This is a genomic window from Pseudonocardia sp. MH-G8 (assembly GCF_002262885.1).
Classification (GTDB): Bacteria; Actinomycetota; Actinomycetes; order Mycobacteriales; family Pseudonocardiaceae; genus Pseudonocardia.
Map to the genome: position 1 here is coordinate 133,801 of NZ_NKYF01000025.1, position 19,858 is coordinate 153,658.

The 19,858-nt window shown below is 74.5% G+C and carries 17 protein-coding genes; 11 read left to right on the forward strand and 6 right to left on the reverse strand.

Going from position 1 to position 19,858, the window contains the following annotated elements; all coding sequences use genetic code 11:
• Positions 1-10: 10 nt before the first annotated feature.
• The 4 genes from CFP66_RS36540 to CFP66_RS36555 form a co-directional block, all read right to left on the reverse strand.
• Positions 11-1,000: an ADP-ribosylglycohydrolase family protein gene (locus tag CFP66_RS36540; protein WP_255413918.1), complete on the reverse strand. Its 990-nt coding sequence runs from the start codon at positions 998-1,000 to the stop codon at positions 11-13.
• Positions 997-1,707 (reverse strand): GntR family transcriptional regulator, encoded by a 711-nt coding sequence (locus CFP66_RS36545; RefSeq protein WP_094929915.1) that lies wholly within the window; start codon positions 1,705-1,707, stop codon positions 997-999. Before CFP66_RS36545 ends, CFP66_RS36540 begins: the two co-directional genes overlap by 4 nt.
• Positions 1,708-1,831: 124 nt before the next feature.
• The gene (locus CFP66_RS36550; protein WP_198961905.1) at positions 1,832-4,309 is read right to left on the reverse strand and encodes a bifunctional lysylphosphatidylglycerol flippase/synthetase MprF; all 2,478 of its coding nucleotides are present in this window, start codon (positions 4,307-4,309) and stop codon (positions 1,832-1,834) included.
• Positions 4,306-5,610 (reverse strand): alpha/beta hydrolase family protein, encoded by a 1,305-nt coding sequence (locus CFP66_RS36555; protein ID WP_094929947.1) that lies wholly within the window; start codon positions 5,608-5,610, stop codon positions 4,306-4,308. The genes CFP66_RS36550 and CFP66_RS36555 overlap by 4 nt, the downstream gene beginning before the upstream one ends.
• A gap of 117 nt (positions 5,611-5,727) precedes the next feature.
• On the opposite strand from CFP66_RS36555, the gene CFP66_RS36560 reads away from it, so the two are divergent.
• Genes CFP66_RS36560 through CFP66_RS36575 form a run of 4 tightly spaced genes read left to right on the forward strand, consistent with a single transcriptional unit; the run spans position 5,728 to position 9,608 of the window.
• Positions 5,728-6,960, forward strand: coding sequence for an ROK family protein (locus CFP66_RS36560; protein WP_198961906.1), 1,233 nt, complete (start codon positions 5,728-5,730; stop codon positions 6,958-6,960).
• A 28-nt stretch (positions 6,961-6,988) separates the two neighbouring features.
• A complete protein-coding gene (locus CFP66_RS36565) occupies positions 6,989-7,807 on the forward strand; it encodes an ABC transporter permease (protein ID WP_094929916.1) in 819 nt (272 codons plus the stop codon).
• Complete coding sequence (locus CFP66_RS36570) at positions 7,804-8,622, forward strand: ABC transporter ATP-binding protein (RefSeq protein WP_094929917.1); 819 nt, start codon at positions 7,804-7,806, stop codon at positions 8,620-8,622. Before CFP66_RS36565 ends, CFP66_RS36570 begins: the two co-directional genes overlap by 4 nt.
• Complete coding sequence (locus tag CFP66_RS36575) at positions 8,619-9,608, forward strand: aliphatic sulfonate ABC transporter substrate-binding protein (protein WP_094929918.1); 990 nt, start codon at positions 8,619-8,621, stop codon at positions 9,606-9,608. The genes CFP66_RS36570 and CFP66_RS36575 overlap by 4 nt, the downstream gene beginning before the upstream one ends.
• Here the strand turns inward: CFP66_RS36575 and CFP66_RS36580 are convergent.
• Positions 9,589-10,401, reverse strand: coding sequence for a CPBP family intramembrane glutamic endopeptidase (locus CFP66_RS36580; RefSeq protein WP_143517476.1), 813 nt, complete (start codon positions 10,399-10,401; stop codon positions 9,589-9,591). The genes CFP66_RS36575 and CFP66_RS36580 overlap by 20 nt on opposite strands.
• A gap of 402 nt (positions 10,402-10,803) precedes the next feature.
• On the opposite strand from CFP66_RS36580, the gene CFP66_RS36585 reads away from it, so the two are divergent.
• From CFP66_RS36585 to CFP66_RS36600, 4 genes are all read left to right on the forward strand, one after another.
• Positions 10,804-11,964 (forward strand): sensor histidine kinase, encoded by a 1,161-nt coding sequence (locus CFP66_RS36585; protein ID WP_233160013.1) that lies wholly within the window; start codon positions 10,804-10,806, stop codon positions 11,962-11,964.
• Positions 11,961-12,659: a response regulator transcription factor gene (locus tag CFP66_RS36590; RefSeq protein ID WP_094929920.1), complete on the forward strand. Its 699-nt coding sequence runs from the start codon at positions 11,961-11,963 to the stop codon at positions 12,657-12,659. The genes CFP66_RS36585 and CFP66_RS36590 overlap by 4 nt, the downstream gene beginning before the upstream one ends.
• Before the next feature lie 405 nt (positions 12,660-13,064).
• Positions 13,065-13,904, forward strand: a complete 840-nt coding sequence (locus CFP66_RS36595) for a helix-turn-helix transcriptional regulator (RefSeq protein ID WP_198961907.1) — start codon at positions 13,065-13,067, stop codon at positions 13,902-13,904.
• A 24-nt stretch (positions 13,905-13,928) separates the two neighbouring features.
• A complete protein-coding gene (locus tag CFP66_RS36600; RefSeq protein WP_094929921.1) occupies positions 13,929-14,144 on the forward strand; it encodes a DUF397 domain-containing protein in 216 nt (71 codons plus the stop codon).
• A gap of 179 nt (positions 14,145-14,323) precedes the next feature.
• Here the strand turns inward: CFP66_RS36600 and CFP66_RS36605 are convergent, their stop codons facing one another.
• Positions 14,324-14,881, reverse strand: coding sequence for a TetR family transcriptional regulator (locus tag CFP66_RS36605; protein WP_094929922.1), 558 nt, complete (start codon positions 14,879-14,881; stop codon positions 14,324-14,326).
• 90 nt (positions 14,882-14,971) lie between these two features.
• Between CFP66_RS36605 and CFP66_RS36610 the strand changes: the two genes are divergently transcribed.
• The 3 genes from CFP66_RS36610 to CFP66_RS36620 are packed head-to-tail and all read left to right on the forward strand — an operon-like array spanning position 14,972 to position 19,723.
• Positions 14,972-15,259, forward strand: a complete 288-nt coding sequence (locus tag CFP66_RS36610) for an antibiotic biosynthesis monooxygenase (protein ID WP_094929923.1) — start codon at positions 14,972-14,974, stop codon at positions 15,257-15,259.
• The gene (locus tag CFP66_RS36615; RefSeq protein WP_094929924.1) at positions 15,256-16,710 is read left to right on the forward strand and encodes an FAD-dependent monooxygenase; all 1,455 of its coding nucleotides are present in this window, start codon (positions 15,256-15,258) and stop codon (positions 16,708-16,710) included. The genes CFP66_RS36610 and CFP66_RS36615 overlap by 4 nt, the downstream gene beginning before the upstream one ends.
• 37 nt (positions 16,711-16,747) lie before the next feature.
• A complete protein-coding gene (locus CFP66_RS36620) occupies positions 16,748-19,723 on the forward strand; it encodes a bifunctional [glutamine synthetase] adenylyltransferase/[glutamine synthetase]-adenylyl-L-tyrosine phosphorylase (RefSeq protein WP_094929925.1) in 2,976 nt (991 codons plus the stop codon).
• The last annotated feature ends 135 nt before the right edge of the window (positions 19,724-19,858 follow it).

Here is a 19,858-nt window from a genome sequence, read left to right on the forward strand (position 1 = left end):
GCGGCCTCCTTCAGCTGAGGTGGGAGCGGAGGGCGAGCAGCCCGTCGACGGTCGTGTCGAGGTCGAGCCGGTTGACCGTGCGGACCTGGTGGAGCAGGTCCGCGGGCAGCCCGGCGACGCCGTGGTGGGCGCCCAGCACGGCACCGCAGATCGCGGCGACGGTGTCGGTGTCGCCGCCCAGCGAGGCAGCGGTGGTCAGCGCGGCGCGCGGGTCCGCACCCAGGGCCTCGACCAGCGCGAACGCGGCGACGACCGACTCGTTCGCGGCCACCGAGGTGCCGACGACCTCGGCCACCGCGTCGGCGAGCTCCGCGCGGGACATGCCGCGCACCCAGCCCCGCACCCACCGCAGGCGCGCGGCGATGTCGCCGCCCGCCACCCAGTGCCCGCGGGTCGCCCCGGCCGCGGCGGCCCGCTCGGCGGCGTCCAGTGCGGCAGGCAGGCCCGCACCGGCGATGCCCGCGGATACCGCCGCCGCCACGGCCGCCGCCGCCGCGATGCCGAGGCCGGTGTGGTGGGTGACCCGGCTCGACGCCACGACGGCGTCGAGCAGGCGCGGCCCGGCGACGGCGATGCCGACCGGTGCCACGCGCATGGCGGCGCCGTTGGTGGTGCCGTCGCGCCCCGTCTCGTCCGGGGACTCGCCGTCGCGCAGGCGGGTCAGCGCGCGCCGGGTCGAGGGGCCGAGCAGGTCCAGCGACCCGCGCCGGATCATGTCCTGCTCCCAGTCCTCCAGCGCTGTGGCGAACGCGAGGGGGTCGACGCTGCCCTCGCCCTCGATCAGCAGCCGGGCCAGCAGCAACGCCTGCTCGGTGTCGTCGGTGACGGTTCCCGCGGGCAGGCCGGGCGCGATGGGCTGGTCGGGCGCGCCGTCGAGGAGCCGGTCCACCACGCCGTAGCGCGCGGCGATCGCGGGCCGGGACATCGACTGCGTCGGCATGCCCAGCGCGTCGCCGAGCGCGAGGCCGTACAGGGCGCCGAGCGCGCGGTCCCGGATCACCCCTGCTCCCCGAAGGTCAGGTGGAAGCGGAAGTGCGCGGGGTCGAGCAGGCTGACGACCTGCTCGACGAGGCCGCCGCCCGCGCTCCGCGTCACGCGCACGGCCCGCAGGAACGGCGTTCCCGGTTCCCTTTCGAGCAGCGCCGCGGCCGCGCCGTCGAGCGGCTCCATCGAGATCCACTGCTCGCCGCCGTTGCCGTGCAGGCCCGCCGCGCGCAGCGTCGCGGTGATGGAGCCGTCGACGAGGCCGCGGGCCGGCAGGTCCGCGAGGAGGCCCACGGCCGGCAGGGAGGAGGTCTCGACGGAGACGGGGCGGCCCTGGTAGCGGCGCAGGCGGCGGACGGTCACCAGCGGCCCTTCCCGCTCCTCGACGCCGGGCTCGCCGCCCGCCGCGATGCCCAGCAGCTCGGTGGTGACCTCGGCGCCGGAGTCGGAGAGGGCCCGGGCCCAGCCGACGCCCTGGTCCAGCGGCACCCCGTCGAACGTCACGAACGAGCCGACGCCGCCCTCGGTGGTGATCAGGGCGCGGCGCTGCAGCTCGGCGAGGGCGCTGCGGACCGTGCCGCGGGAGACGCTGTACCGGGCGGCCAGCTGGTTCTCCCCGGGTAGCCGGTCGCCGCGGGTGAGGCGACCCGTGCGGATGTGCGCGGCCAGGTCCTCCACCAGCCGGGCCCGCTTCGAGTGGGCTACCTGTTCGGTCATGTACATACATGTACATCTGCAGGAGGCGCGTGTCCAGTGCCCGAGCAGTCAGCACCTTGGAGCCAACCTGCGTCGGAGGAGGGGCACCTGACAGCACTATGGGCTCCAAGGTGCAGGTGGAGCGGCGCGTTCAGCGCAGGCGGGCGAGCAGACGCGCGGATTGGCGGGCCGTCAGGTCGGGCAGGTACGCCCTGCCGATCGCGAGGCCGATGGCGGGGAGGGCTGCCGGGTCCGGGTAGCACAGGTGCAGGGCCCGGTACTCCGGCTGGAACTTCGCCTTGAACGCCAGCAGCGAGCCGAACCCGTACACCGGTTCGAGGGTGCGGCCCAGCACGTCGAGCAGGCGTTGCAGGGCGGCGGGCTGCTCGCCGCGGTCCAGGCGGGCCAGCGGGGCGCCGGAGAGGCTGAGGAACTGCGCGTCCTCGGCCTGGAAGCGCTGCACGGCCGAGGCGATGAGGAACTCCATGACCCCGCGGAAGCCGCTGTCGCGGCGGCGCATGAAATCCAGGGTCCAGCCCACGACCAGCCCGTCGCGGTGCACCGGCAGCCAGCTGGTGACGCCGTGCACGGTGCGGTCGCCGTCCACGGCGAGCAGGCAGCGCACCTCCGGGTCGGCGAGCTCGTCGAGGCCGCCGAGGGTGAAGCCCATCTCGGGCAGTCCCTTGTCGGCCACCCACTCCTCGCTGATCGCGCGCACCTGGTCGGTGAGCGCCGGAGGGGCATCGGTGTAGCGGGTCCACTCGGCGGTGATCCCGGCCTTCGCGGCGCGGTTCAGCGCGGTGCGCACGTCCTGCCACTTCTTCCCGGTGAACGCCAGCTCCGGCAGCGGCAGCACGGTCTCCTCGGCCACCTGCACCGAGCTCCAGCCCAGCGCGTCGCACGCGGCGCGGGTGTCGTCGGTGACGCTGTAGAGCGCCGGCGTCCAGCCGTGCTCGCGGCAGTACCGGGCGAACTGGGCCACGGTGTCGCCGGTGGGCGCACCGATCGGGTCGGCGGTGGTGACGGCGACCGACCCGATGACGCGGTGGGCGACGGCCGCCTCGCCGCGGGCGTCGAACCAGTAGGAGTTGCCGGCCCAGGTCGTCAACCAGGCGAGGTCCGATCCGCCGCGGCGCGCCAGCTCCCGCGCCCGCTCGGCGTCGCGGGCGCCGGGGTCGGCGCGCGGGCGGCCGAAGGTGACCAGCAGCCCGGCGGCCACGACCAGCCAGAACACGACGCCGGTCCACTCGAACAGCAGCGTGGCGAGCAGGCCCTGGGGCAGGAAGTCCGGTTCGACCTCGCCGAGGTACCCGGGCGGCAGGAAGCGCAGCGGGAGGTCGGCGAGCAGCTGCCCGGCGGTGGGCGGCCGGTCGAACTGGTGGGCCACCGCGGCGCCGAGGAGCACGTACGCCGTGCTCACGGCCGCGAGCACGGCGGCCGCGACGCCCAGCAGCCTGCGGTAGGTGCCGGTGGGCGCGCGCACCGCGAACCGGCGCCGGGTGCACCACAGCAGCACGGCCACGGCGAGCGGCAGCAGCGGTGGCAGCGCCAGGGCGAGGATCCGGCGCGCGCCGGGCGCCGACTGGTAGACGAGCAGCTGCTCGACCGGTGTCGACACGACGAGCACGGCGAGCAGCGCGCCGAGCGCGGCGAGCACGAGGTTCACCGCGATCCCGACGACGAGCGCGGCGCGCCGGCCGCGGCGCAGCCCGTCGGCGACGACGAGCAGCAGCAGGACCGGAACCGCCGAGGCCAGCGCCGGGCCCACGCCGGAGAGGCGCAGCTGTGCCTGCAGCGACCGGCACTGGTCGGCCGGCGCCGTGGCGCAGATCTGCTGGACGGTCGCGGCGTCCGGCGGCGGGGAGAGCACCACGAACTGCAGCACCGAGAGCGGCCCGACCGGTGCCCGGGCGATCGCGGCGACGAGCGGGCCGACCGCCGAGGCGGCCACCAGCAGCGCCACGAGCATCCGCACCTCGGTGCGGCTCGACGGGCCCGGCTGCCGGTCGGCGCGTCCCGGCAGCAGCGGTCCGGCGGCGAGCCCCACCAGACCGGCGCACAGCATCAGGACGTCGGGCAGCTCGCCCGAGTAGGCCACCAGCATCACCAGCGCGGCGAGCACCAGCAGCCGCAGCCTGCGTCGCCACAGCGCCGAGAGCACGCTGCTGGCGGCGAGGACGAGCCCGACGGCGCCGGGCGCGGCGCCCACCACCACCTGCGCGGCCAGGTCGGCGGGCCACCCCCCACCCAGTGCGGCACCGGCCGCGACCAGGGCGAGCGCCGCGAGCGTGCCGAGCACCTGCGTGCCGACCAGCAGCGCCGCGGTGCGCGCGGCCCCGATGCGGTGTTCGGCCAGTGCACCGCCGAGCAGCACGAGCGCGCTCGTCGCGACCGCCGCGCCCACGCTGCCCCACCAGAGCATCGCCGAGAGCGGCGTCCACCAGCGTCCTTCGGCGAGCGGCCCGACGCCGGTGCCCACGCGCTCGAGCAGCCGCGGTCCTGGCCCGGCAGGGAGGCTGCGGGTCGCGAGCCCGTACGCCCAGACCAGCAGGACCAGGGCCACGGCGAGTGGCGCCCGCCGCACCATCCGCGCGGTGGCCCGGGCGAGTCCGGCGAGGCGCCGGGTCACGGCGTCATCCCGAGTCGGGTGGCGAGCCACGGCAGGGCCTCCTGGAGGCCGGGCCCCCACACCTCGAACGTGTGGCCGCCCGGGCGGACGTGCAACGAGACGTCCATGCCCGCCGCCCGGCACGCCACGAACACCCGCTGCGCCTGCGGGCGGTACACGGCGTCGTCGCGGCCGGCGACGAGGTAGCCGCCGGTGTCCGGGAACTGCCGCACCGCGAGCACGTCGAGCGGGTTGACGGCCGTGAACGCGGCCTCGTCCCCGCCGAACGCGGCCTGGACGGTGGTGGCGTGGTCGCCGAGCGTGGGCTCGTCCTCGCCCGAGATGTCCACGAAGGTGGGGTACACCTGCGGCGCGGTCACGGCCATCTGCAGCGCGCAGGTTCCGCCGTCGGAGAAGCCGCCGATCGCCCACCCCGCCGGATCCGGGTCCACCTGGAGGGTGTCCCGGATCCACGCGGGGACGTCGACGGACAGGTAGGTGGCCACGTTGCCGAGGCGGGAGTCCATGCAGAGCGGGTTGGCCAGCGGCGCGCCGAGGTGGTCGGCCATGACCACCACGGGTGCGAGCCCGTCGTGCGCGGCGGCGAAGGCGTCCATGCGCCGGGCGAGTTCGCCGCCGTCGAGCCAGTCGCGCGGCGAGCCGGGCTGGCCGGACAGGAGCACCAGCACCGGCAGCTGCGCCCGCGGCCGCGACAGGTAGGCAGGCGGCAGGTACAGCCACGCCGGGCGCGCCGCGAAGCCCGACTCCGGGGCGGGGATGGCGACCTCGGTGACCACGCCTGCGTCCGGCATCCCCGCCGGCGGACGCCAGACCGCCGAGAGCGGCAGTCCCGACCGGGCCGCGATGACCTGCTCGCGCAGCGGGACCTGCGTGAACGGGATCTCGTCGACGGCGGGCAGCCCGAGCACCGTGCGCGGCGTCGGGTACTCCCGGTAGACGAGGTTCATCCCCTCCGCGCAGCCGGCGAGCACCAGCACCACGGCCAGTGCCGCGCCGACGCGGCCCGGCCACGGTCGGGCCCGCATCCCGAGCACGGCCAGGCCGGCCGCGGCGAGCACGGCGCCGCACAGCAGCAACACCGGCAGCGGCACCGGGTCCGGGAACGGCCGCCACACCCGGTCCACCAGCAGGGCCACGAGCGCCGTCACGGCCGCGGCACCCACGAGCGCGACCGGCACGGCCTGCGTCCACCATCGACGCCGCCGGCCGGCGAGGAGGAACAACCCGCCCGCCACACCGGCCCCCGTGACGACCCACGGCAGGGGGCCGCTCAGCAGGGGCGCGTCGAGCAGCGCGGACACGGTCAGAGCCTGCCACCGAGCGCCCCGCGCGCGCACTTCTGCACAGGAGTCGGAGAATTACCGGAATCTTTCCGCCGGGCTGTTGACGGAAAAATTGCGGCTTCCCATTCTGGCCGGGTGAAGCACGCCGGCGTGCACGGTCTCGTTCGCAGGACCCACGAGGAACGCGTCCTCGGGGCCCTGCGCGAACACGGCGTGCTGAGCCGCGGCGAGATCGCCGACCTCGTCGGGCTGTCCCGCACCACGATCTCCGAGATCACCGGCACCCTGCTCGCCCACAGCGCGATCGTCGTCGTCGACACGGACGCCGCATCGCGGGAGGGCAGCGGCCGGCCCGCCGAGCGGCTCGCGCTGGACCCCGCTTCCGGGCAGTACATGGGCATCGACTTCGGGCACCGGCGCGTGCAGATCGCGGTCGCCGACGCCTCCCACGACGTCATCGCCGCGGATTCCGAGGCCTACGGCGACCCGTCCACGTGGGACGAACGGCTCGGCGCGGCCTTCACCCTCATCGAGCGCGTCACGGTCGGCGGCGGCCTGCACCTGGGCGCGCTGCAGGGCATCGGCATCGGGGTGATCGGCCCGTACCCGACCACGCCGCTCGTCGGGCCGCGGGAGGGCTGGGGCCGTGCGGAGTCCGCGCGCGGCATCGACGCGGTGTTCGCCGACCGGTTCGGCGCGCGGGTGATCGTCGACAACAACACCCGGTTCGCCGCGCTCGCCGAGGCCATCAGCGCGAGCGGTGCCGCCGTGCAGGACCTGCTCTACGTGCGCCTGTCCGACGGCGTCGGCGGCGGGCTCGTCGTCGGCGGCCGGCTCGTCACCGGCGCGGCCGGGCTGGCCGGGGAGTTCGGGCACGTCACCGCCGTGCCGGGCGGGCGCCGGTGCCGCTGCGGCAAGCAGGGATGCGTGGAGACCGTCGCCTCGGTGCCCGCGATCCTCGCCGAGATCCGCGCGCGCGGCGTCGACGTCGAGACCCTCGACGACATCGGCCGCGAAGCCGCGCGTTCCCAGCCGGTCGTCGACGAGGTGCTCCGTGCGGCCGGTGGCGCCGTCGGGCGCGCGCTCGGCGCCGCCGCCATGGCCGTGAACCCCGCGAGCATCGTCATCGGCGGCGAGATCACCCGCGTCGCGCCCGCGATCGTGGAGCACATCGCGGCGACGCTGCGCTACGAGCTCTCGTCCGTCGACGAGGCCATGCCGTCGGTGAAGGCGTCCGAGCGCACCGACTTCGCGGGCGCCGTCGGCGCGATCGCCGCGCTGTTCCGCCAGTCCCCGATCCTGGCCGCCTACCCGGCCGGGACGCCCATGATCCACCAGCCCCCCACGTCGAGGAGTTCGACCCGATGACCGCGATCCGGCCCGAGAGGACCTCGCCATGACCGTCGTGAGCGAGCGCAACGTGGCGGGCGCCGACCGGGGTACCGGCGGCCCGCGCGCCAGGCGCGTCAGCAAACGTACCGGCATCCTGCTGCTCAACGCGGTGTCGATCATCGCGGGTATCGCGATCTGGTGGGTGCTCTCGGGCACCGGGCTGCAGCTGCCGACGCCTCCCGAGGTCGTGACGAAGGCGGTGGCGCTGCTCGGGCAGGGCATCCTGCAGGCCGACATCATGGCGAGCCTCGGGCGCGTGCTCGCCGGCTTCCTGCTCGGTTCGGCCGCCGCGATCCCGGTCGGGTTCCTGATGGGGTGGTACCCGGTCGGGCGCGGACTGTTCGAGCCGTGGATCCAGTTCTTCCGCACGATCCCGCCGCTGGCGCTGCTGCCGCTCGTCCTCGTGCTGATGGGCATCGGCGAGCTGCCCAAGATCTTCGTGATCTTCCTCGCCGCGTTCCTCGCCTGCGTGATCTCGACGTTCCAGGGCGTGGTGAGCGTGGACCGCACGCTGCTCAACGCGGCCCGGGTGCTCGGGGCGAAGGACGGCACGATCTTCCTGCGGGTGGTCGTCCCGGCCTCGACCCCCTTCATCCTCGTCGGGATGCGCGTGGGGCTCGGCTCCTCGTGGGCCACCCTCGTGGCGGCCGAACTGCTCGCCGCGCAGCAGGGCATCGGGTACCGGATGCAGGCGGCGCAGATCTACTACGACCTCCCCACGATCTTCGTCGGCATCGCCGTGATCGGCGTGCTCGGCCTGGTCATGGACCGCCTGCTGCTCTTCGCCGAGACCAGGCTCACCGGATGGCAGGAGCGCCGATGACCACGACCACGGACACCGCAGCGGCCAAGATCGTGTTGCGGGACGTCAGGAAGACCTTCGCGCTGGGCAACGAGGATTTCGTGGCGCTCGACGGTGTCTCGCTCGACATCGCCGACAACGAGTTCGTGACGGCCGTCGGACCGTCCGGATGCGGCAAGAGCACGCTGATGAACATCCTCGCCGGGCTCGAGGAGCCGACGGCGGGCGAGGCGCTGGTGGACGGCAAGCCCGTCGCCGGTCCCGGTCCGGAGCGCGGGGTGATCTTCCAGCAGTACGCGCTGTTCCCGTGGCTGACGGTCCGCCAGAACGTCGAGTTCGGCCTGCGGACCGCCAAGGTCGGCAAGGCCGAGCGCCGCGAGCGCGCCGAGTACTTCATCCGGATGGTCGGGCTCGAACAGTTCTCCGACGCGCTGCCCAAGATGCTGTCGGGCGGGATGAAGCAGCGGTGCGCGATCGCGCGGGCCTACGCGGTGAACCCGACGATCCTGCTGATGGACGAGCCCTTCGGCGCGCTCGACGCCCTCACCCGGGTGAAGCTGCAGGAACAGCTCCTCACGACGTGGAGCCAGGAGAAGCGCACGGTCATGTTCATCACCCACGACGTCGACGAGGCCGTGTTCCTCGGGAACCGCGTGGTCGTGATGGCGGCGCGCCCCGGCCGCGTCTTCGACGTCATCGACGTCGACCTGCCCTACCCGCGCACCGAGGAGGTGCGGCTCAGCCCTGCCTTCGCCGAGCTGCGCAACCGGGTCTGGCACGCGGTCTACCACCAGGAAACCACTCCGATCTCCAATTCCCCCAAGGACGGGCGATGAACTTTCGGAAGAAGCTGCTCGGCGTCGTCGCAGCATCAGCCCTCGCGCTCACCGCCTGCGGTGGCGGTGGGAGCGGCGAGGGCGGCGAGACGATCGACGTCACGTTCGGCTACATCGGCGACTTCAACGGCACGAGCCTGCTCGCGGTGGCCGAGCAGGAGGGCATCTGGGAGAAGCACGGCCTCGACGTCACGCCGAAGGTCTTCACCAACGGGCCGCTGCAGATCCAGGCGCTGGGCACCGGGGACCTCGACTTCGGCTACATCGGCCCGGGCGCCATGTGGCTGCCGGCGTCCGGCCAGGCCAAGGTGGTGGCGATCAACACGCTCGGCGAGGCGGACCGGGTGGTCGCCCAGGCGGGCATCACGAGCATGCAGGACCTGCGCGGCAAGACCGTCGCGGTGCCGGAGGGCACGTCGGGCGACATGATCCTCACCCTCGCGCTCGAGGAGGCGGGGATGACCGTCGACGACATCGAGCGCGTCCCGATGGAGCCGGCGGCGATCGTGGCGGCCCTGTCCTCGAAGCAGGTCGACGCGGCCGGCTTCTGGTACCCCGCGCTCGCGACGGTGAAGCAGCAGGTCCCCGACCTCGTCGAGCTCGCACAGAACACCGACTTCGAGGACACGGTCGCGTTCCCGACCGCCTTCGTGGCGGGCAACGACGTCGTCGCGAACGAGGCCGAGAAGACCACGCGCGTGCTCGCGGCGCTGCGCGAGGCCATGCAGTACCGCACCGACCAGCCCGGGCCCACCATCGAGGCCACGGCCGCGATGCTCGGCATCGAGGCCGCCCAGGTGGAGGCGGACGCGGGCAACGTGCAGGTCCTGCCGGTGGCCGAGCTCGACCGGCTGACCACCGACGGCACGGTGACGAAGTGGCTGGCCGGCATGAACGACTACTTCGTCGCGGCGGGCAAGCTCGACGCGCCGGTGGAGCCGTCGGAGTACTACACCGGCGACCTCTTCACGGGCGCGGGGCAGTAGGGGAGCCGTTCCGCGCGACGATCCGCCCGTTGCGTCGGGCCGATCGCAGCAGGAGCGCCGCAACGCCCAGGCAGGCGAGCACGGTGACGATCGAGCCGTCGACGCCGAAGCCTGCCCCGGACAGCAGCGAGGGGCCGGTGAGCCGGCCCTGCAGCAGCCCGTCGAACGGGACGCCCGAGGCCGGGGAGCCGAACACCCCGACTGTCGTGGCGTTCCAGGCGATGTGCAGCCCGATCGGCAGCCAGAGCCGCCCGGTCGCGACGTAGGCGAGCCCGAGCAGCAGGCCCGCCTCCACCGCGATCGCGGCGGCTCCGGTCACGGTCGCGCCGGGGTTGACCAGGTGCAACGCGCCGAACACGGCGGCGCTGACGGCCAGCGCGACCCAGGTGCCCTGCGCGCGTTCCAGCACCCGGAACAACACGCCCCTGGTGAGGAGTTCCTCGAACACACCGGCCAGCACGGCGCTGGCGACCGCGGGCCACAGCACGCCGAGCGGGTTGAGCCCGTCGACGTGGTAGACGCCCAGCAGCGCCAGTATCCCGACGGTCACCGCGCACAGGGCCGCACCCAGCGCGAGGCCGCCCACCAGCTCCCGGCCGGCGCCGGAGCGCCCGAGCTCGACGGCCGGCCGCTGCTCCCACCAGCCGACCACGAGCGCGAACACACCCAGCAGCAGCGCGGCGGTGAGCAGCGCGGTCGGCAGCGCCGGCACCCCGAGCAGGGACAGCAGCGTGGTGCTCGTCAGGTAGCCGGCGAGCAGGGCGAGGGTCGGCACGGCGACGCGGGCGGCCACGCGCACCACCCCACGCGGGTTCCTGTTCGATCCGGCGATCGGTGCGGTCAAGATCGGTTCCGTCCTTCCGGCACGGTCGCGGGGGAGGGCCGCGAGCTCGAACCGAACCTAGGAGCGCGTCCGCCGTGGATCGTCACCCTCGGGTGGGCAGTCGCGGGTAGCTCGCACGGGGGACGGCGGCCCGCCCGTCCGGGGCCCGCCGGCCACGGACGTTCACCGGGTCATGCCGCCGCCGCCACGCGTCGATGGGGTGCGTGGCGCGAATCCGGGCGGCGTGATCGAACTGGAGGTGCGCGAGCACCCCGTCGACCCGGCGCCGCGCGGCCTGCCGTGGCTGAGGGCCCTGGTGTGCGGCCCACCGCGCGCCGCCGCGTGATCAATGCCGACGGTAGGCTCTGCGTCGTGTCCAGCTGGGCCGCACGTGCGCGCTCGTCGGCCGGTTGGTGGCAGCCGCGCTCGGTCCTCGTGCAGGACGGTCTCCTGGCCGCCGCGCTCACGGCGGCCGCGTTCGTGCCCACGCTCTCCGTCATCGGCGTGGAGATCGGGGACCTGCCGGTCCGCCCGTTCGACGCCGTCGCCGTCGTGCTGGTGCTGGCCCAGTGCGTGCCGATCGTGGTGCGCCGCCGCCTGCCCGCGGCGTGCCTGGCCGCGGTCGGCGCCGGGTTCGTGGCCCACGAGGTGCTCGGCTACCCCACGTCGTTCGCCGGGATCGGCCTCTACCTGGCCCTGTACTCCGCAGGCGCGCACCAGGACCGGTGGCGGGTGCCGGTCGCGGTGGTGGCCGTCGCGGTCTACGTCGGGTTCGCGGTCGTCCTGCACGGTCTGGGCTCGCCGCTGGGCGTGCTCGACTTCCTCGCGTTCTTCCTGGTCCTCGCGCTGGTCGTCGCGGCGGGCGGGACGGTCCGGCAGTGGCGGGCGCAGGAGCTGCAGCGCCGGCGCCTGGCCGCCGAGCGCGCCACGGCATCGGAGCGGGGCCGGATCGCGCGCGAGCTGCACGACGTGGTGACCCACCACGTCACCGCGATGGTCGTGCAGGCCGACGCGGCGCAGTACCTCGTGGCTTCGGCTCCCGGCCGCGCCGCAGGCGGTCTCGCCGCGATCAGCGACACCGGGCGGAGCGCGCTGACCGAGCTGCGCTCGCTGCTCGACGTCCTGGAGGCCACCGGCGAGTACCGGCCGCAGGCCTTCCGGGACCTGGTCGACCGCGCCCGCGCGGCGGGCCAGCCGATCGAGCTCGACGAGCGCGGCGAGCCCGCCACACTGCCCGCCGACCTCCGCCTGACCGCCTACCGCGTGGTGCAGGAGGCGTTGACGAACGCGATGCGCCACGCCGCCGGCAGGCGCACCGTCGTGCGGGTCGACCACGGGGACGGCGCGATCGAGATCGAGGTGACCACCGAGGGACCGGAGGTTGCGAAGGTCAGCGGCACCGGGAGCGGCGGACGTGGCCTGGCGGGTCTGGGGGAGCGGGTGCGCCTGCTCGACGGGTCGCTCGTGGCCGGTGCGGTTCCGGGCGGCGGCTTCCGCGTCCACGCGCTGATCCCGCACGGGGATCACGCGTGACGGCGGCCCGCCCGATCCGCGTCCTGGTCTGCGAGGACCAGGAACTCGTCCGCGCCGGCTACGTCACGATCTTCGGCGCGCAGCCCGACTTCGAGGTGGTCGGAGAGGCGGGGAACGGCCACGAGGCCGTCGACCTCGCGCAGCGGCTGCGCCCCGACGTGGTCGTCATGGACATCCGGATGCCCCTGCTCGACGGGATCGAGGCCACCCGGCGGCTCGCGGGGCCCGACGTCGAGCATCCGATGAAAGTGCTGGTCGTGACCACGTTCAACGTCGACGAGTACGTCTACGAGGCGCTCCGGGCCGGGGCGAGCGGCTTCCTGCTCAAGGACGCTCCGCCCGCCGAGCTGGTCAGGGGGGTGCGCACCGTCGCCGCGGGCGAATCGCTGCTGTCCCCGGCGGTGACCCGCGAGCTGATCGGCCGCTTCGCCGGGCGGCTGCGCCCGGCCACCTCGACCGGGCAGCCCTCGGGCGCGCTGGCCACCCTCACCCCGCGCGAGCTCGAGGTGCTGCGCCTGATCGCGGCCGGGCTGTCCAACGCCGAGATCGCCGCCGAACTGGTGCTCGCGGCGGAGACGGTGAAGACCTACGTGTCGCGGATCCTGGCCAAGCTCGACCTGCGCGACCGCGTCCAGGCCGTCGTGCTCGCCTACCGCACCGGTCTGGTCTCCACGGAGACCGGGCAGCACTCGTGACGGTCCGGCCGATGCCCTGACCCCCGGCGATCGCAGCTCGGAGCGTGCACGGGTGGGGCGGGGTGCTGCCGGCTCTGCGCGCGGTGTGCGGTCTGGGCGGCTCTGGCGAGCTCGGCGAGCCGGCACGGCGAGCGCGGCGCGACGTGCGCGCTGCTCGGACAGCCGCGACACCGCCCGTCGGGTCCGGCGACGTGCAGCACGAGCAGCTGCGACCACAGCCGCGTCCAGCTCGCGATGACGGCGCCGGCCTCGGTGATCCGGTCCGGTGCCCCTGCGTCGATCTGCATGCGGTGCAGGGTCCGGGTGGCCGGTGCCGCCTGGATCTTTCACCTGGCACCTCCCACCTGCCACCATCTGTCCCACGATCTGTCACCGGGCGGGCGCGGAGAGCAGGGAGTGTGGAGCGTGCGCAGCGGTTCCCTGATCCGGCGGCGACAGCTCGCCCGCACCCTGCGCGAGCTGCGGCAGAAGGCCGGGATGACGATCGAGACCGCCGCGCCGCTGCTCGACTTCTCACCGAGCAAGCTCAGCCGGATCGAGAACGCCCATCAGGGCGTGGACGTCCATGCCGTGCGCTCCATGATGGACATCTTCGGGGTCGGCGGGGAGCGGTGGGGCGAGATCGTCGAGCTCACCCGGGAGGCCAATGCCAAGGGGTGGTGGCGGGCGTACGGGCTGGACGACCACTGCTACGTGCCGCTGGAATCGGAAGCCACCAGGGTGCGCGACTTCACGGTGAACTACGTGCCCGGGTTGCTGCAGACCGCCGACTATGCCCGGGCGCTCTTCGCGAACTCGTTGCGGTGGCGGACACCAGCAACCCTTGAGCGGGACGTGACGGTCCGGATCATCCGGCAGGAGCGGCTCACTTCAGCGGTGGAACCGCTCGAGCTGTTGGCGGTGGTCGAGGAGGCAGTGCTGCGCCGGCCCGTGGGCGGGCCCACGGTGATGCGGGCGCAGCTCGCGCACCTCGTGACCGTGGCCGAGGTCGACACGGTCACGCTGCAGGTGCTCCCGACCGTGGTAGGCGCCCATCCTGGGGTGGACGGCGCCTTCACCGTGCTCAGCTTCGACGGCCTGGGTGAGCCGGACATCGGCTACGTCGAGCACCTGATGGGATCGGTACACATCGAGAACGACGAGGACGTCGCGCGAGCTAGGGTGGTGTTCGACCACCTGCGCTCCGTGGCGCTGAGCCCGGCCGAGTCCGTCGCCCTCGTCGAGCGGGTGATCGCCCAGCTCTGAGATCGTGACGTGAAGAGGTGCTCGATGCCCGCCCCGATCCCGACCGGCGTCGCCTGGCGGAAGAGCAGTTTCAGCGGCGGGAACGGCAGCGGCGGCGGCTGCGTCGAGGTCGCCGTCCTCCCCGACGGGGGGATCGCCGTCCGGGACACGAAGGACCGGGGGCGTGCGCCGCACCAGCACTCCGGCGAGGCGTGGCGGGCGTTCGTGGTGGGCGTGCGTGCAGGGGAGTTCGGCACCTGACCGCAGGAGCCGCGCTTCCAGGAAGATCGAACAGCGCCGGAGGCTCTCCCGGCGGCGGCGGTGCCGGTCGCTGCGGGTGGGCGGAACTCCACGGTCCTGCGTGCACGGTCGGCGAGCCCTGGTGTTCCGTTCACCCGCGGAACCGCTCACCTGCGTAGCACCGGCACACCGGCCGCGGCTCAGGGTGTGCTGACGAGGTAGCGCTGCAACGTGGGCGCGATCCACGTGACGATCTCCGCCGGGGACATCGCGACGACCGGCGGTAGCCGCAGGACGTAGCGGCACAGCGCCACGCCGAGGGTCTGCGTGGCGACCATGCCGGCGCGGGTGGCCGCGCCGGCGGGGTCGCCGGTGAGCGCCGCGATCTGCGGGCCCAGCTGGCCGGCGAAGATCGCGCGCATCCGATCGGCGGCGTCGACGTCGGTGGTCGCGGTGCGGAGCAGGATCTGCAGGGCGTGGTCGTCGTCCCAGCGGTCGAGCAGGTGGGCGGCGAGGACCTGCCCGACCTGCTCACGCGGCGCCGCGGCGAGGTCGGGCAGCCGGAGGTCGAACTCCGCGGTGAGGGCGAAGAGCTGGCGCTTGTTGCCGAAGTAGCGCATCACCATCGACGGGTCGACACCGGCGTCGGCGGCGATCGAGCGCACGGTGGCCCGGTCGTAGCCGTCGTCGCCGAAGCGCACCCGGGCGGCGCGGAGGATCGCCTCGCGGGCGGGGAGCGAGCGGTCGGTGAACGCCATCCCCGGATTCTATGCCAACGCCTGTTGTCAACTTGCGGCGACTCGCCTACAGTTGTTGGCCAACAAGCGTTGTCAAAGAAGGGGAAGATCATGCCTCACCTGCTCGTCCAGCAACGGTTCGAGGAGTTCGCTCGCTGGAAGGCCGTGTTCGACCGGCTCGCACCGACCCGCGCGGAGGCGACCTGCCGCAGCGCCGCGGTGTTCCGGAACCTGGAGGACCCGCACGAGGTCGTGGTGCTCTTCGAGTTCGAGGACATGGCGCGGGCCCGCCAGTACATGGGTAGCGCCGAGCTGCGCGCCGCGTGGAGGGACGCCGGGGTCACCGACCCCGGCACGCGCACCGTCCTCGCCGAGGTGGCCGAGGAGGTCCAGCGATGACCGACGTGGTCGTGGTCGGCGCCGGACCGACCGGGCTCCTCCTGGCCGGGGACCTCGCCGCCGCCGGCGTGGACGTGACGCTGCTGGAGCGGCGTCACGACGAGTCGAACCTGACCCGGGCGTTCGTCGTGCACGCACGGACGTTGGAGCAGCTCGACGCTCGCGGGGTGGCCGACCGGCTCCTCGGGAGCGGCACCAGGGTCGATCGGTTCCGGCTGTTCGGCAGCGTCTCGGTCGACCTCTCACCGCTCCCGAGCCGGTACCCGTTCATGCTGATCACCCCGCAGTACGAGGTGGAACGGGTGCTCGTCGAGCGGGCGCTCGCGGCCGGCGCCACGCTGGTGCGCGGGGCGACGGTGCAGCGCGTGCAGCAGGCGTCCGACCACGTCGAGGTGGACTACCGCGATGCGGACGGCACCGACCGCTCGGTGCGGGCCGCCTACGCCGTCGGGACGGACGGGCACCACAGCACGGTCCGGAGCCAGCTCGGCCTGGAGTTCGCCGGCCGATCGGTGGTGCGGTCGCTGGTCCTCGCCGACGTCCGGATGACCGATCCGCCGACCGACCAGCTCACGGTGGACGGCAACACCGACGGGTTCTGCTTCGTCGTCCCGTTCGGCGACGGCTGGTACCGGATCATCGCGCGGGACCGCCGCTGCGAGCTGCCCGACGACGCGCCCGTCGCGCTCGAGGAGATCGCGGGCGTTGCCCGGCGCGTGTTCGGCACCGACTTCGGCATGCACGACCCGCGCTGGATGTCGCGGTTCCACAGCGACGAGCGGCAGGCCGAGCGCTACCGGCAGGGGCGGGTGTTCCTCGCGGGCGACGCGGCGCACGTGCACTCCCCGGCGGGGGGCATGGGGATGAACACGGGGCTGCAGGACGCGGCGAACCTGGGCTGGAAGCTCGCCGCCGCCGTGCAGGGGCGCGGCGACGAGGACCTGCTCGACTCGTACCAGGACGAGCGCCACCCGGTCGGGCGGATGGTGCTGCGCCTGTCCGGTGGGCTGCTGCGGGCCGCGCTGCTGCGTTCGCCGGTCTCCCGCGCCGTCCGCAACCGGCTGTTCCCCGCTGCGCTCGCCGTGCCGGCGATCGGCAGGCAGGTCCGGATGCGGCAGAGCGGCCTCGGCATCACCTACGGCCGAGCGCGCGGAGCGGACCGGCTGGTCGGCACCCGGGCACCCGACGTCACCTCGGCCGACGGGACGAGGCTGTACGAGGTCCTGCGCCACGGGCGCTTCGTCCTGGTCACACCGCCCGGGTCGGCCGTGCGGGCGGACGGCGTCGTCACCCACGTCGCCCCGGGTGCGCGGACCGCGACGCTGGTGCGCCCGGACGGCTACGTGGCGTGGGCCGGGTCCGACGGTGACGGGCTGGCAGCCGCCCTGGCCCGATGGGGTGCGCGCCCGGTGGTGGACCGCGCGGGATCGAGGGCCGTCGCGGACTCGTGAGCACCGCGCGCGAGCGGATGCGGCAGGATCGGGTGTCGTGACGCGCACCGGAACTTCCCTCGCGCGCCTGGGGCTCACCGAGCCGTGGGCCGAAGCCACGGTGACCGGGCTCGGGTGGTGGGCCGGGGACCGGCCGGCCGAGGGCGCCGCGCCGATCATGTGGGCGCTGGCTCGCAGCCCCGATCCGGACCTGGCGCTGCGTTCCGCGGAACGCCTGCTCCAGGCGGCGCCCGACCGCGGCGAGCTGGACGCGGCGCTGCGCACCGACACGGTGCTGCGCGGGCGGCTGTTCGCCCTGCTCGGCAGCTCCACGGCGCTCGCCGACCACCTGATCACCCACACCGACCGCTGGCGCCGCCTCGCCGGCGACGCCCCGCCCCCGGGTGACGGGGCGTGCGCCGCGCTGCTGCGCGCGGTGGGCGCCGATCCGGACGCGGACGGCATGGCGCCCGCGGCGCTCACCGGCGCCGACGCGGTGGAGGCGCTGCGCACGGCCTACCACGACGAGGTCCTCGTGCTGGCGGCCGCCGACCTCGCCGCCGTCGGCGAGCCGGAGCTCCCCGTGCTCGACGTCGCCGACGTCGCGGCCCAGCTCGCCGCGCTCGCCGACGCGGCCCTGCAGGCGGCCGTCGCCGTCGCGGTCGCCGAGGTCGGGGGTGAGGGGCGGCTGGCCGTCATCGCGATGGGCAAGTGCGGCGGGCGCGAGCTGAACTACGTCAGCGACGTCGACGTCGTGTTCGTGGCCGAGCCGGCCGACCAGCAGACCACCAAGATGGCCGGCCGGGTCCTGCGGGTCGCGGGCGACGCCTGCTTCCAGGTGGACGCCAACCTGCGGCCGGAGGGGCGCCACGGCGAGCTGGTGCGCACCCTGGACGGGCACCTGTCCTACTACCGGCGCTGGGCGAAGACCTGGGAGTTCCAGGCGCTGCTCAAGGCTCGGCCCGTGGCCGGGGACGCAGAGCTCGGCGCGGCCTACGCGGAGGCCGTCGCGCCGCTGGTGTGGAACGCGGCGGAGCGTGCCGACTTCGTCGCCGACGTGCAGGCGATGCGCCGCCGGGTGGAGGAACACATCCGGCCCGACCACGCGGAGCGCGAGCTCAAGCTCGGTGCCGGCGGGCTGCGCGACGTCGAGTTCGCGGTGCAGCTGCTGCAGCTCGTGCACGGCCGCACCGACGAGGCGCTGCGTTCGCCGTCCACGCTGGAAGCGCTGGCCGCTCTCGCCGGCGGCGGGTACATCGCCCGCGACGACGGCGCCAACCTCGCCGCGTCCTACCGCTTCCTGCGGTTGCTGGAGCACCGGCTGCAGCTGCAACGGATGCGGCGCACGCACCTCATGCCCGCCGCCGACGACACCGGCGCGCAGCGCTGGCTGGCCCGCGCGGCCCGGCTGCGCCCGGACGGGCGGCGCGACGTCGTCGGCGTGCTGGACGCGGAGTGGTCGCGCAACGTGCGCCGCGTGCGTCGGCTGCACGAGAAGCTGTTCTACCGGCCGCTGCTCACCGCGGTGTCGCGGCTGTCCGCCGACACGGCGCGGCTGTCGGAGAAAGCGGCGGCCGCGCGGCTCGGCGCGCTCGGTTGGGCATCCCCGGAGGGGGCGCTGGGCCACCTGCGGGCGCTGACGGCCGGGGTGTCGCGGGCCGCCTCGATCCAGCAGACGCTGCTGCCGGTGCTGCTCGACGACCTCGCGCACAGCCCCGACCCGGACCGCGGGCTGCTCGCCTACCGGCGCGTGTCGGAAGCGCTCGCCGAGACGCCCTGGTACCTGCGGCTGCTGCGCGACGAGGGGCAGGTGGCGCAGCGGCTGATGCGGCTGCTCGGCACGTCCGCCCTGGTGCCCGACCTGCTCGTGCGCGCGCCCGAAGTGCTGCGGCTGCTCGCCACGCCCACCGCCGGGCAGGACGAGCTGCGGCGCGACCCGCAGGAGTTCGCCTCCTCCCTGCGGACCACCGTGGCTCGCCAGACCGACCCGGACAGCGCCGCCGCCACCGCCCGCTCCCTGCGCCGGCACGAGCTGCTGCGGGTGGCGTGCGCCGACCTGCTCGGCCTGGTCGACGTCGAGCAGGTGTGCGCGTCGCTCAGCTCGGTGTGGGTGGCGGTGCTGCAGGCAACGCTGGAGTCGGTGGAGCGCACGTTCGACGGCCCGCCGCCCGCCCGGTTCGCCATCATCGGGATGGGTCGGCTCGGCGGCGCGGAGCTGGGCTACGGCAGCGACGCCGACGTGATGTTCGTCTGCGAGCCGGTCCACGGGGTGGGCGACCAGGAGGCCGTCCGGTACGCCACGACGGTGGCCGAGACCGTCCGGCGGCGGCTCGCCGCACCCAGCCCCGACCCCGCGCTCGTCGTGGACGCCGACCTGCGGCCGGAGGGCCGGACCGGGCCGCTGGTGCGCACGCTCGAGTCCTACCGGGCCTACTACGCGCGCTGGTCGGAGCCCTGGGAGGCGCAGGCCGTGCTGCGCGCGAGCACGGTCGCGGGCGACGAGGACCTCGGGCGGCGGTTCCTGGAGATGATCGACCCCATCCGGTACCCGGCTGACGGGATCGACACCGCCACCGTCACCGAGATCCGGCGGATCAAGGCCCGCGTCGACGAGGAACGCCTGCCCCGCGGCGCCGACCGCAGCACCCACACCAAGCTCGGCCACGGCGGGCTGGCCGACGTCGAGTGGACGGTGCAGCTGTTGCAGCTGCAGCACGCGGGCGAGCTGCCGCAGCTGCGCACCACGTCCACGTCGGAGGGGCTGCAGGCGGCCGTCGAGGCGGGCCTGCTGGGCGCCGAGGACGCCGACGAGCTGGCCGCCGGCTGGCGCATGGCCACCCGCGCCCGCAACGCGGTGATGCTGGTCAAGGGCAAGCCCGGCGACCAGCTGCCCCGCTCCGGCCGCGAGCTCGCCGCCGTCGCCTCGGCGCTGGGCTACCCGCCCGACGGCGACCCCGGCGTCTTCCTCGACGAGTACCGCCGCACCACCCGCCGCGCCCGAGCGGTGGTGGAACGCGTCTTCTACGGCTGGTGACCCCGCGCCCAGCCCGCGACACGCGCACCCCAGACCCCGACTCGCAGTGAGGATGTAGGGGAGCCCCGCAGCGGTCGTTCTGGCTCACCGACTCGCTGACCGTGGTGTCCTGCGCCCGATCTGCCGGGTGACCGC

Coding starts and splice junctions, on each gene's coding strand:
- CFP66_RS36610 (WP_094929923.1), top strand. CDS start 14,972: ATGCCTCACCTGCTCGTCCAGCAACGGTTCGAGGAGTTCGCTCGCTGG.
- CFP66_RS36545 (WP_094929915.1), bottom strand. CDS start 1,707: ATGTACATGACCGAACAGGTAGCCCACTCGAAGCGGGCCCGGCTGGTG.
- CFP66_RS36575 (WP_094929918.1), top strand. CDS start 8,619: ATGAACTTTCGGAAGAAGCTGCTCGGCGTCGTCGCAGCATCAGCCCTC.
- CFP66_RS36605 (WP_094929922.1), bottom strand. CDS start 14,881: ATGGCGTTCACCGACCGCTCGCTCCCCGCCCGCGAGGCGATCCTCCGC.
- CFP66_RS36600 (WP_094929921.1), top strand. CDS start 13,929: ATGCCCGCCCCGATCCCGACCGGCGTCGCCTGGCGGAAGAGCAGTTTC.
- CFP66_RS36570 (WP_094929917.1), top strand. CDS start 7,804: ATGACCACGACCACGGACACCGCAGCGGCCAAGATCGTGTTGCGGGAC.
- CFP66_RS36565 (WP_094929916.1), top strand. CDS start 6,989: ATGACCGTCGTGAGCGAGCGCAACGTGGCGGGCGCCGACCGGGGTACC.
- CFP66_RS36615 (WP_094929924.1), top strand. CDS start 15,256: ATGACCGACGTGGTCGTGGTCGGCGCCGGACCGACCGGGCTCCTCCTG.